Origin of the sequence: Streptomyces pathocidini, assembly GCF_001418495.1 — a bacterium.
Lineage (GTDB): Bacteria > Actinomycetota > Actinomycetes > Streptomycetales > Streptomycetaceae > Streptomyces > Streptomyces pathocidini.
The window spans coordinates 1-12,043 of the sequence record NZ_LIQY01000491.1 but is presented as its reverse complement, the minus strand read 5'-3'; the positions used below and the strand labels follow the sequence as shown (position 1 = coordinate 12,043).

At 71.9% G+C, this 12,043-nt stretch carries 10 protein-coding genes; 8 read left to right on the top strand and 2 right to left on the bottom strand.

What is annotated here, in order from left to right; translation table 11 throughout:
* The 8 genes from AOK16_RS21160 to AOK16_RS21125 form a co-directional block, all read left to right on the top strand.
* On the top strand, positions 1-1,019 hold a 1,019-nt coding region (locus AOK16_RS21160; protein ID WP_055473771.1), incomplete at its 5' end, for an aldehyde dehydrogenase family protein.
* Positions 1,020-1,294: 275 nt separating this feature from the next.
* The gene (locus AOK16_RS21155; protein ID WP_055473770.1) at positions 1,295-3,232 is read left to right on the top strand and encodes an acyl-CoA dehydrogenase family protein; all 1,938 of its coding nucleotides are present in this window, start codon (positions 1,295-1,297) and stop codon (positions 3,230-3,232) included.
* A gap of 154 nt (positions 3,233-3,386) precedes the next feature.
* The gene (gene dxr / locus AOK16_RS21150; RefSeq protein ID WP_055473769.1) at positions 3,387-4,667 is read left to right on the top strand and encodes a 1-deoxy-D-xylulose-5-phosphate reductoisomerase; all 1,281 of its coding nucleotides are present in this window, start codon (positions 3,387-3,389) and stop codon (positions 4,665-4,667) included.
* Positions 4,664-5,965 carry a M50 family metallopeptidase gene (locus AOK16_RS21145; RefSeq protein ID WP_055473768.1) on the top strand — a complete coding sequence of 434 codons (1,302 nt, stop codon included), beginning with the start codon at positions 4,664-4,666 and terminating at the stop codon, positions 5,963-5,965. The genes dxr and AOK16_RS21145 overlap by 4 nt, the downstream gene beginning before the upstream one ends.
* Before the next feature lie 186 nt (positions 5,966-6,151).
* Positions 6,152-7,306 carry a flavodoxin-dependent (E)-4-hydroxy-3-methylbut-2-enyl-diphosphate synthase gene (gene ispG, locus AOK16_RS21140; protein ID WP_055473767.1) on the top strand — a complete coding sequence of 385 codons (1,155 nt, stop codon included), beginning with the start codon at positions 6,152-6,154 and terminating at the stop codon, positions 7,304-7,306.
* Positions 7,307-7,476: 170 nt separating this feature from the next.
* Positions 7,477-8,322 carry a GNAT family N-acetyltransferase gene (locus AOK16_RS21135; RefSeq protein ID WP_055473766.1) on the top strand — a complete coding sequence of 282 codons (846 nt, stop codon included), beginning with the start codon at positions 7,477-7,479 and terminating at the stop codon, positions 8,320-8,322.
* Between the two features lie 80 nt (positions 8,323-8,402).
* Complete coding sequence (locus AOK16_RS21130) at positions 8,403-8,939, top strand: GNAT family N-acetyltransferase (RefSeq protein ID WP_055473765.1); 537 nt, start codon at positions 8,403-8,405, stop codon at positions 8,937-8,939.
* Positions 8,940-9,089: 150 nt separating this feature from the next.
* On the top strand, positions 9,090-10,787 hold the full coding sequence (locus tag AOK16_RS21125) for a proline--tRNA ligase (protein ID WP_055473764.1): 1,698 nt from the start codon (positions 9,090-9,092) through the stop codon (positions 10,785-10,787).
* A gap of 123 nt (positions 10,788-10,910) precedes the next feature.
* Here the strand turns inward: AOK16_RS21125 and AOK16_RS21120 are convergent, their stop codons facing one another.
* A complete protein-coding gene (locus tag AOK16_RS21120) occupies positions 10,911-11,846 on the bottom strand; it encodes an aminoglycoside phosphotransferase family protein (RefSeq protein WP_055473763.1) in 936 nt (311 codons plus the stop codon).
* 46 nt (positions 11,847-11,892) lie between these two features.
* Positions 11,893-12,043 (bottom strand): DUF4439 domain-containing protein (locus tag AOK16_RS26025; RefSeq protein ID WP_157859288.1); only part of this gene is annotated, 151 nt, incomplete at its 5' end.

The following is a 12,043-nucleotide window of genomic DNA, read 5'->3' as shown; positions in this document are numbered from 1 at the left end:
CCAAGGGCACCGTCCTCGGCATCGCGCCGTTCAACTTCCCGCTCAACCTGTGCGCGCACAAGCTTGCTCCGGCCATCGCCGTCGGCGCGCCGATCATCCTGAAGCCGGCCCCGGCGACCCCGCTCTCGGGTCTGCTCCTCGGCGAGCTGCTGGCCGAGACGGAGCTGCCGGCCGGCTCCTGGAGCATCCTGCCGGTGCCCAACGACCGTATGCCCGCCCTCGTCCGGGACGAGCGCCTGCCGGTCATCTCCTTCACCGGCTCCGACAAGGTCGGCTACGCGATCATGGAGTCGGTGCCGCGCAAGCACTGCACGCTGGAGCTCGGCGGCAACGGCGCCGCCGTCGTCCTGCCCGACTTCTCCTCCGAGGCCGACCTCGACTGGGCCGCGACCCGCATCGCGACCTTCTCCAACTACCAGGGCGGCCAGTCCTGCATCTCGGTGCAGCGGGTCATCGCGGATGCCTCGGTCTACGACCGCCTGGTCCCGAAGATCGTCGCGGCCGTCGAGGCGCAGGGCACCGGCGACCCGTCGGACGACGCCACCGATGTCGGCCCGCTGGTCAGCGAGGACGCCGCCAAGCGCGTCGAGTCCTGGGTCGACGAGGCCGTCTCGGCAGGGGCCAAGCTGCTGACGGGCGGCAAGCGGGAGGGCGCCGCGTACGCCCCGACCGTGCTCGCCGAGGTTCCGGCCGGGACCACGCTCGCCTGCGAGGAGGTTTTCGGCCCCGTCCTCACCCTCCAGAAGGTGGACGGCGAGGCGGCGGCCTTCGCGGCGGTCAACGACTCCAAGTACGGCCTCCAGGCAGGGGTGTTCACCCGCGACCTGCAGACCGCGTTCCGCGCCCACCGCGCGCTCGAGGTCGGCGGCGTCATCGTCGGCGACGTGCCCTCGTACCGCGCCGACCAGATGCCGTACGGCGGTGCCAAGCAGTCCGGCGTCGGCCGCGAGGGCGTGCGGTACGCGATGGACGACTACACCTACGAGCGGGTCATGGTCCTCACCGGCCTCGACCTGTAGCAGGGGGCCGCGAGGCCCGCGACTCCGGCGGCCGGGGTGCACCGTGCGGTGTGCACCCCGGCCGCCGCGGCGCTTCCCGGCCCCGGACCGCACCCTGGCCGATTCCGCACGCCGACCGCGCCCCTTCGGACGTTCGTGCGCGAAGGCTGGTAGAGGCTTCGCGGATCGGGTACATACGGTCGAGTAGCACCGACTGGTAGCGACCGGTTGAAAGGCGTACGTCCGGGCGCCCTCTCCTGGGCCCGGCCCCTTCTCCGCGGTGAGGTGACTCCTCCATGACCGCCACATCAGCTAGGCCCACCGTCTCCGAGCGCGAGGCGCGCCAGGTGGCCGAGGCCGCGCGCGAGCAGGACTGGCGCAAGCCGAGCTTCGCCAAGGAGCTGTTCCTGGGCCGCTTCCGGCTCGACCTGATCCACCCGCATCCGATGCCGGACGGCGAGGACGTACGGCGCGGCGAGGAGTTCCTGACCAAGCTCCGGGACTTCTGCGAGACCCGCGTCGACGGCGCCCTGATCGAGCGCGAGGCGCGCATCCCCGACGAGGTGATCAACGGCCTCAAGGAGCTCGGCGCGCTCGGCATGAAGATCGACCCGAAGTACGGCGGCCTCGGCCTGACGCAGGTCTACTACAACAAGGCCCTCGCCCTCGCCGGCACCGCCAGCCCCGCCATCGGCGCCCTGCTCTCCGCCCACCAGTCCATCGGCGTGCCCCAGCCGCTGAAGCTGTTCGGCACCCAGGCGCAGAAGGAGGCGTTCCTGCCGCGCCTGGCCCGTACGGACATCTCCGCGTTCCTGCTCACCGAGCCGGATGTCGGCTCCGACCCGGCCCGTCTCGCGACCACCGCCGTGCCGGACGGCGACGCGTACGTCCTGGACGGCGTCAAGCTGTGGACCACCAACGGCGTCATCGCCGACCTGCTGGTCGTGATGGCCCGCGTGCCGGCGTCCGAGGGCCACAAGGGCGGCATCACCGCGTTCGTGGTCGAGGCCTCCTCCGACGGGGTCACCGTCGAGAACCGCAACGCCTTCATGGGCCTGCGCGGCCTGGAGAACGGCGTCACCCGCTTCCACCGTGTACGGGTCCCGGCGGCCAACCGGATCGGGCCCGAGGGCGCCGGGCTCAAGATCGCCCTGACCACCCTCAACACCGGCCGCCTCTCGCTGCCCGCGATGTGCGTCGGCTCGGGCAAGTGGTGCCTGAAGATCGCCCGCGAGTGGTCCGGGGTCCGCGAGCAGTGGGGGCGGCCGATCGCCCGGCACGAGGCGGTCGGCTCGAAGATCGCCTTCATCGCCGCCACGACCTTCGCCCTGGAAGCGGTCGTCGACCTGGCCAGCCAGATGGCCGACGAGGACCGCAACGACATCCGCATCGAGGCCGCGCTCGCCAAGCTGTACGGCTCCGAGATGGGCTGCCTGATGGCCGACGAGCTGGTGCAGATCCGCGGCGGGCGCGGCTTCGAGACCGCCGACTCGCTCGCCGCCCGCGGCGAACGCGCCGTCCCCGCCGAGCAGTTGCTGCGCGATCTGCGGATCAACCGGATCTTTGAGGGCTCGACCGAGATCATGCACCTGCTGATCGCCCGCGAGGCCGTCGACGCGCACCTCTCGGTCGCCGGGGACCTCATCGACCCCGACAAGTCCCTCCAGGACAAGGCGCGCGCCGGCGCCAAGGCGGGCGGGTTCTACGCCCGCTGGCTGCCGAAGCTCGTCGCGGGACCCGGCCAACTCCCGGGCAGTTACGGCGAGTTCCACCCCACCGGCCACCCCGACCTGTCCACCCACCTCCGCTTTGTCGAGCGCACCGCCCGCAAGCTCGCCCGCTCGACCTTCTACGCCATGTCCCGCTGGCAGGGGCGCATGGAGACCAAGCAGGGCTTCCTCGGCCGGATCGTCGACATCGGCGCGGAGCTGTTCGCGATGAGCGCGACCTGCGTACGGGCCGAACTGTTGCGCTCGACCGGCGACCACGGGCGCGAGGCGTACCAGCTGGCCGACGCGTTCTGCCGGCAGGCGCGCATCCGCGTGGAGGAACTGTTCGGGCGGCTGTGGACCAACACCGACGAACTCGACCGCAAGGTCGTCTCCGGCGTGTTGGGCGGGGCCTACACCTGGCTGGAGGACGGCATCGTCGACCCCAGCGGCGACGGCCCCTGGATCGCCGACGCCACCCCCGGCCCCCCGACCAAGCCCAACACCCACCGCCCCATCCGCTGACGACCGGCCGTCCGGCCGGGCTGTGGGCCGTGGGTTCGGCCCCGCGTTGTGAGCATGCGTTCCGCTAGAGGCGGAACGCCTGCCCACACCGGAACGGGTGCCCCGGCTGGGGGACCGGTCCGGTGTTGGGCGGCGGTGCGGCCACAATGGGGGGATGACGGACTCTCTCGCCCACCCGCACCTCCGTTTCCCGGCACCCGCCACAGGCGAATTCCCGGCACCCGCCACCGGCGACGCCCGCGACGCTCGTCGGGACATCGTGATCCTCGGCTCCACCGGCTCGATCGGCACGCAGGCGATCGACGTGGTGCTCCGCAACCCCGACCGCTTCCGCGTCACCGGCCTGTCGGCCGCCGGTGGCCGCGTCGGGCTGCTGGCCGAGCAGGCGCACCGGCTGGGCGTCCGCACCGTCGCCGTCTCCCGCGAGGACGCCGTGCCCGCCCTGCGCGAGGCGCTGGCGGGCCAGTACGGCTCGGAGCCGCTGCCGGAGGTCCTCGCGGGCCCGGAGGCGGCGAGTGAACTCGCCGCCTCCGACTGCCACTCCGTCCTCAACGGCATCACCGGCTCCATCGGCCTGGCCCCCACCCTCGCCGCCCTGGAGGCGGGTCGGGTGCTGATCCTGGCCAACAAGGAGTCCCTGATCGTCGGCGGCCCGCTGGTCAAGGCGGTTGCCAAGCCCGGCCAGATCGTGCCGGTCGACTCCGAGCACTCGGCCCTCTTCCAGGCCCTGATGGGCGGCCGCCGGGAGGAGGTCCGCAAGCTCGTCGTGACCGCCTCCGGCGGCCCGTTCCGCGGCCGTACGAAGCGGGAGCTGGCCGCCGTCACTCCCGAGCAGGCCCTCGCCCATCCCACCTGGAGCATGGGCCCGGTTGTCACGATCAACTCCGCGACCCTGGTCAACAAGGGCCTGGAGGTCATCGAGGCCCATCTGCTCTACGACGTCCCCTTCGACCGCATCGAGGTCGTCGTCCACCCCCAGTCGTACGTGCACTCCATGGTCGAGTTCACCGACGGCTCCACGCTCCTCCAGGCCAGCCCGCCCGACATGCGCATGCCGATCGCCCTCGGCCTCGGCTGGCCCGACCGCGTCCCGGACGCCGCCCCCGGCTGCGATTGGACCAGGGCCTCGACCTGGGAGTTCTTCCCGCTCGACGACGAGGCTTTCCCGTCCGTCGGCCTCGCCCGGCACGTCGGCGGCCTCGGCTCCACCGCGCCCGCGGTGTTCAACGCCGCCAACGAGGAGTGCGTCGATGCGTTCCTGGCCGGAAAGCTGCCCTTCAATGGCATTGTGGATACGGTCGCCGAGGTCGTCGCGGAGCACGGCACACCCCGCGGAGCCGGGCTGACCGTGGCCGACGTCCTTGAGGCGGAAACCTGGGCGCGCGCTCGCGCCCGCGAACTGGCGGCGAAGGCTACAGCGGAGGCTCACGCATGACGACACTGATGACGGTTCTGGGCATAGTCGTCTTCGTCGTCGGCCTGCTGTTCTCCATCGCCTGGCACGAACTGGGCCACCTCTCGACCGCCAAGCTGTTCGGCATCCGCGTACCGCAGTACATGGTGGGCTTCGGCCCCACCATCTGGTCCCGGCACCGGGGCGAGACCGAGTACGGCGTCAAGGCGGTCCCGCTCGGCGGCTACATCCGCATGATCGGGATGTTCCCGCCCGGCGACGACGGCAAGATCAAGAAGCGCTCGACCTCCCCGTGGCGCGGCATGATCGAGGACGCCCGCTCGGCCGCGTACGAGGAGCTGAAGCCGGGCGACGAGCAGCGGCTGTTCTACACGCGCAAGCCGTGGAAGCGCGTCATCGTGATGTTCGCCGGACCGTTCATGAACCTGGTCCTCGCCGTGGTGATCTTCCTCGGGGTGCTGATGGGCTTCGGCGTCAACACCCAGACCACCACCGTCTCCACCGTCTCGGACTGTGTGATCTCGCAGAGTGAGAACCGCGACAAGTGCGCCGACGGCGACCCCGCCGCGCCCGCCAAGGCCGCGGGGCTCCGGCCCGGCGACCGGATCACCGCCTTCGACGGGAAGCCGGTCGAGGACTGGGGGACCCTCCAGGACCGCATCCGCGACACCATCGGCCCCGCCACGATCACCGTCCAGCGGGACGGTGTGACGAAGACCCTCCACGCCGACCTCGTGGAGAACCAGGTCGCCAAGAACGACGGCAGCGGCCGCCCCGTCGAGGGCGAGTACGTGAAGGCGGGCTTCCTCGGCTTCAGCCCCGCCACCGGTGTCGTGAAGCAGGACTTCGGCCAGTCCGTCGACCGCATGGGCGACATGATCAGCTCCGGCGTCCAGTCGCTGGTCGACATCCCCTCCAAGGTGCCCGCCCTCTGGGACGCCGCCTTCGGCGACGGCGAGCGCGAGCCCGATTCGCCGATGGGCGTGGTCGGCGCGGCCCGCGTCGGCGGCGAGGTCTTCAACCTCGACATTCCGCCGGAGCAGCGGGTGGCGACCATGCTGATCCTGGTCGCGGGCTTCAACCTGTCGCTGTTCCTGTTCAACATGCTGCCGCTGCTGCCGCTGGACGGCGGGCACATCGCGGGCGCCCTGTGGGAGTCGCTGCGCCGGAACGCGGCCCGGATCTTCCGGCGCCCCGACCCCGGTCCGTTCGATGTGGCCCAGCTCATGCCGGTCGCCTACGTGGTCGCCGGGGTTTTCATCTGCTTCACCCTGCTGGTGCTGGTGGCCGACCTCGTCAACCCGGTCAGGATCTCCTGAGCGCGGCCGGGAGAACACCGGCGGAACACTCTCCGGCAGCCGGGCGAACCTTTTCGCCCGGCTGCCGCCCTTTGCCCGCATTGAGGTGGCGCGATGTGCTGAGCGAAGGCACCGTGCCGTAATCTCGGATGACCGGAGCCCGCCTATTCCGGGACCTGATCCACATCTTCTGGGGTTGCAAGCAAGATGACTGCGATTTCGCTGGGAATGCCCGCCGTCCCGACCAAGCTCGCCGACCGGCGGGTCAGCCGCAAGATCCAGGTCGGACCCGTGGCGGTGGGCGGCGACGCGCCCGTCTCCGTGCAGTCCATGACCACCACCGTGACCGCCGACATCGGCGCCACCCTCCAGCAGATCGCCGAGCTGACGGCCTCCGGCTGCCAGATCGTCCGCGTCGCCTGCCCCTCGCAGGACGACGCCGAGGCGCTGCCGGTGATCGCCAAGAAGTCGCAGATCCCGGTCATCGCCGACATCCACTTCCAGCCGAAGTACGTGTTCGCCGCGATCGACGCCGGCTGCGCCGCCGTGCGCGTCAACCCGGGCAACATCCGGCAGTTCGACGACAAGGTCAAGGAGATCGCGCGGGCCGCCTCCGACGCGGGCACCCCGATCCGGATCGGCGTCAACGCGGGCTCGCTCGACAAGCGGCTGCTGGAGAAGTACGGCAAGGCCACCCCCGAGGCGCTGGTGGAGTCCGCGCTGTGGGAGTGCTCGCTCTTCGAGGAGCACGGCTTCCGCGACATCAAGATCTCGGTCAAGCACAACGACCCGGTCGTGATGGTCAACGCCTACCGCCAGCTGGCCGCCCGCTGCGACTACCCGCTGCACCTGGGCGTCACCGAGGCCGGCCCCGCCTTCCAGGGCACCATCAAGTCCGCGGTCGCCTTCGGCGCCCTGCTCAGCGAGGGCATCGGCGACACCATCCGCGTCTCGCTCTCCGCCCCGCCCGCGGAGGAGGTCAAGGTCGGCATCCAGATCCTGGAGTCCCTGAACCTCCGCCAGCGCCGCCTGGAGATCGTCTCCTGCCCGTCCTGCGGCCGTGCCCAGGTCGACGTCTACAAGCTGGCCGACCAGGTCACCGCCGGGCTGGACGGCATGGAGGTGCCGCTGCGCGTCGCCGTCATGGGCTGTGTCGTCAACGGCCCGGGCGAGGCCCGCGAGGCAGACCTCGGCGTGGCCTCCGGCAACGGCAAGGGCCAGATCTTCGTCAAGGGCGAGGTCATCAAGACCGTGCCCGAGTCGAAGATCGTGGAGACCCTGATCGAGGAGGCCATGAAGATCGCCGAGCAGATGGAGAAGGACGGCGTCCTGTCCGGCGAGCCCCAGGTCTCGGTCAGCTGAACCGAGCCGACCGGCCGGCGCCCATGCTGCGTACGGCAAACCCCGGAAGCCCCGCCCGTGCCGCGCACGGAGCGGGGCTTCCGGCACGAGGCGGCATCCTCCTCCGGCGGCGGGTACAGTGCGGAAATCAGACGGCCTGACGGCCCGCACGGTGAGGCACTTTCCGACACGTGTTGACCACTACCACCACCAGGGTTCTGGAACCCGGCGAACTGGACTCCGCCCTCGCGATCCTCGACCGGGACCCGGTCGCCAACGCCTTCGTCGCCGCCCGCGTCCAGGTCGCCGGGCTCGACCCGTGGCGGCTCGGCGGCGAGATGTGGGGCTGGTACGCGGACGGGCGGCTGGAGTCGCTCTGCTACGCGGGCGCCAACCTCGTCCCCGTCTGCGCCGGCCCCGAGGCCGTACGCGGCTTCGCCGACCGCGCCCGGCGGGCGGGCCGCCGCTGCTCCTCGATCGTCGGCCCGGCCGAGCCCGTCGCCCAGCTGTGGTCGCTGCTCGAACCGAGCTGGGGCCCGGCCCGCGACGTGCGCCCCCACCAGCCGCTGATGGTCACCACGGCCATGCCCCCCGACATCGTCCCCGATCCGCTCGTCCGCCGTATCCGCAGGGGCGAGATGGACGTGATCATGCCGGCCTGCGTGGCGATGTTCACCGAGGAGGTCGGCGTCTCCCCGCTCGCCGGCGACGGTGGGCTGCTCTACCAGGCGCGGGTGGCCGAACTCGTCGGTACGGGCCGATCGTTCGCGCGCGTGGAGAACGGCCAGGTGGTCTTCAAGGCCGAGATCGGCGCGGCCACCCCGAAGGCCTGCCAGATCCAGGGCGTCTGGGTCGCCCCCGAGTACCGCGGCCGCGGGCTGTCCGAGACCGGCATGGCCGCCGTGCTGCGCTACGCACTCGGCGATGTCGCGCCCGTCGCCAGCCTCTACGTCAACGACTTCAACACCGCGGCCCGGGCCACGTACCGCCGCGTCGGCTTCCACGAGGTCGGCGCGTTCATGAGTGTCCTGTTCTGATCCCCGCTCCCGCCTCTGCCCCCGCTCCCGTGGGCCGGGCCGGTCCAATGGGCCCCGCCCACACCGGTAGGGTCGCGGACATGGATGACGTCGTGGTCGGACCGGTCGATCTGTCCGCGCGGGTGGACGAGGCGCTGGCCGTGCAGGCGCTCGCGTTCGGGCTCAGCCACGACGAGATCGGCGTACGCCGCCATATCGTGCTGCGCCACCTGGAGAGCCGCGGGGCCAGGGCGCTGGCCGCCACCACCCCCGACGGCCGCCTCGTCGGCTTCGTCTACGGGATGCCCAACAATCGCGTGCACTGGTGGTCCACCGTCGTCCAGCCGTATCTGCGGACCGAGGGCCACGACGACTGGCTGGACGACTCCTTCGTCATCACCGAGCTGCACGTCCACCCCGCCTTCCAGAAGCGCGGCATCGGCCGGTCGCTGATCACCACCATCACCGACTCCGCGGCCGAGCCCCGCTCGATCCTCTCCGCCATCGACACCGAGAGCCCGGCCCGCGCCCTCTACCGCTCACTGGGCTACCGCGACCTCGCACGCAGAGTGATCTTCCCCAGTGCCCCCAGCCCGTATGTGGTGATGGGCGCGGACCTGCCTCTGCGCCGCCGGTGACCGGGCGCTTGCCGGGGTCCGGAGGATGCGACCCCAGCAGCCCCCAGCTCCTACGTGCAGCAGCTCCTACGCGGTGACGGGCGCGACACCGCCCCCGCCGCGTTAGATAGCCTCCTGGCACAGCCCTTCGCACGCAGGAGAAGAAGTCCCATGGTCCAGCGCCTGTCCCGGTCGATGCTCAAGACGCTGCGCGACGACCCGGCCGATGCCGAGACGGCGAGTCACAAGCTGCTCGTCCGCGCCGGGTACGTACGCCGCTCCTCGGCCGGAATCTGGACCTGGCTGCCGCTGGGCAAGAAGGTCCTGGAGAACGTCTCCCGCGTCGTCCGCGAGGAGATGGACGCCATCGGCGGCCAGGAGGTGCTGCTGCCCGCGCTGCTGCCGAGGGAGCCGTACGAGGCCAGCGGCCGCTGGGAGGAGTACGGCGACCTGCTGTTCCGCCTCAAGGACCGCAAGGGCGGCGACTACCTCCTCGGCCCCACCCACGAGGAGATCTTCACCCTCGTCGTGAAGGACCAGTGCACGTCCTACAAGGACCTGCCGGTGATCCTCTACCAGATCCAGACCAAGTACCGGGACGAAGCCCGGCCCCGCTCCGGCGTGCTGCGCGGCCGCGAGTTCCAGATGAAGGACTCGTACTCCTTCGACAGCAGCGACGAGGGTCTGGTCGAGTCCTACCGGCTGCACCGCGAGGCGTACACGAAGATCTTCCAGCGGCTCGGCCTGGACTACCGGATCGTCTCCGCCGTCTCCGGCGCCATGGGCGGATCGGCGTCCGAGGAGTTCCTCGCGCCCGCCGCCGCCGGCGAGGACACCTTCGTGGACTGCCCGGCCTGCGACTACGCGGCCAACACCGAGGCGGTCACCGTGCCGGTGCCGGAGGTGGAGCGGGTTGAGCACCCGCCGGTCGAGCTGCTGGACACCCCCGACACCCCGACGATCGAGACCCTCGCCGAGCACCTCGGCGTCCCGCGCTCCGCGACGTTGAAGAACCTCCTGGTCAAGGTCGACGGCAAGATCACTGCGGTGGGCGTGCCGGGCGACCGCGAGGTGGACCTCGGCAAGCTCGGCGAGCACCTCGCCCCCGCCGAGGTCGAGTTGGTGACCGCCGAGGACTTCGCCGACCGCCCCGACCTCGTACGCGGCTACGTCGGCCCGCAGGGCCTGGCCGGCACCGCCCTGCGCTACATCGCCGACCCGCGGATCGCCGCCGGCACCTCCTGGGTCACCGGCGCCAACGAGGAGGGCAAGCACGCGCGGAACGTCGTGTGCGGGCGGGACTTCGAGGTCGACCAGTACCTGGACGTGGTGGTGGTCGAGGAGGGCGACCCCTGCCCCCGCTGCGGCGCCGGCCTGAAGATCGACCGTGCGATCGAGATCGGCCACATCTTCCAGCTCGGCCGCAAGTACGCGGACGCCTTCCAGCTGGACGTGCTGGGCCGCGAGGGCAAGCCGGTGCGGGTCACCATGGGCTCGTACGGCATCGGCGTCTCCCGCGCGGTCGCCGCGCTCGCCGAACAGACGGCGGACGACAAGGGGCTGTGCTGGCCGCGCGAGATCGCGCCGGCGGACGTCCACGTGGTGGCCGCGGGCAAGGCCGCGCAGACCGAACTCGCCCTTGAGGTGGGGGAGAAGCTGCACTCCGCGGGCGTACGGGTCCTGGTGGACGACCGCGCGGGCGTCTCGCCCGGCGTCAAGTTCACCGACGCCGAACTCATCGGCATCCCCACGATCCTCGTCGCCGGCCGCCGAGCGGCGGAGGGCATCGTGGAGCTGAAGGATCGCCGCACCGGCGCCCGCGAAGAACTCCCCGTAGCCGAAGCCATCACCCGCCTCGCGCACCACTAGCTCGGACCCGAGCCCCCGTCTCCACCGACACCCGGCCCCGCCGGGTGGGCCCGCCCCGCCGCGTGGCTGACGCGACGCCGCCGTGTGGCGAAAGGCCGGTGGGTGCGTGCCGGCCGCATGGCCTTATGGCCAGGTGGCGAATTCCAGGAGGAGTTCGCCTTCCTGGCGGCGCCCCGCACCAAGCGCCCGCACCCCGGCACAGGTAGCCCGGAACCGCGTCCACCCTCGCACCCGGTCCCGGTCGACCTCCAAGGAGTCGGCCAGCTTCGTCACCCGCCGCCGCGCCGCCGCGGCCCCACCCGGCGAGGCGACCAGGTCCTCCAGCCGGTCCCGCACCAGCCGCGCCAAGTCGTACGCCCGCTCGCCCACCACCGGCCGCGGCCCCACCGTCAACCACGGCACCCGCTCCGCCGACAGCACCTTGCCCTGCCGGAACCGCCCGTGCAGCAGCACCGCCCGCTCGGCCGCCGAGGCCGTCAACTCCTCGCGCGTGTCCAGTGCTTCGTCGATCAGCGGGGCCACGGCCTCCGCCCACGGCTGCGTACGAGCCGCCCGCAGGGCCTCCGCCGCGCGCCTGCTGCGCTCCGCCACCGACTCGAAGGGATGGTCCTCGCCCGGGTCCACCCACAGCTTGCGGACCGTGTCCGCGGCCTCCAACTGCGCCTTCGCCTCAGGCAGCGAGCTCAGCGACACCTCGTGGCGCAGCCGCTCCAGCAACAGCGCCCCTTCGGCCGCCGCCAGCATCCGTACCGCGCCCCAGCCGTCCCAGCGCGCGAGCGCCGCGTGTTCGTGCGCTCCGCGCGCGCCCGGCGCGAGGAGCTTGAGCGCGGCGGGGGTCCCGTCCGCGCGCCGCACCAGTACGACCAGGCTGCTGCGCCCGCCCGGCGTCAGCACCCGCTCGGGCTCCAACTCCCAGCGCGAGACCGTATCCCGTACCAGCTCAGGCAGCGCGCGCAGCCACTCCCCGCCCGCGTCCCCGTGCGTTTCGGCCAGGGCGCGCACCAGGCGCCGCGGTGGCTCGAAGGGTCCGCCGGCGTCCGGCCGTGCTGCTGAATCCATCCCTGAGCTGGTCCTTTCCCGATGTGCTAGGGGGCGGGCGGACGCGTCAGAGCGTGTCCGCCGTACCGCTCGGCGACCCGGAGGGGCTCGCCGCGGCCCGCCGTTCGGCGAGCCCAGGGAAGGCTACGCTCCCGCCTCGCCAGCGCACCGCCCGCACCGCCGCCTCGCGTAGCGCGGCCGCCGCCTCGCGGCGCAGC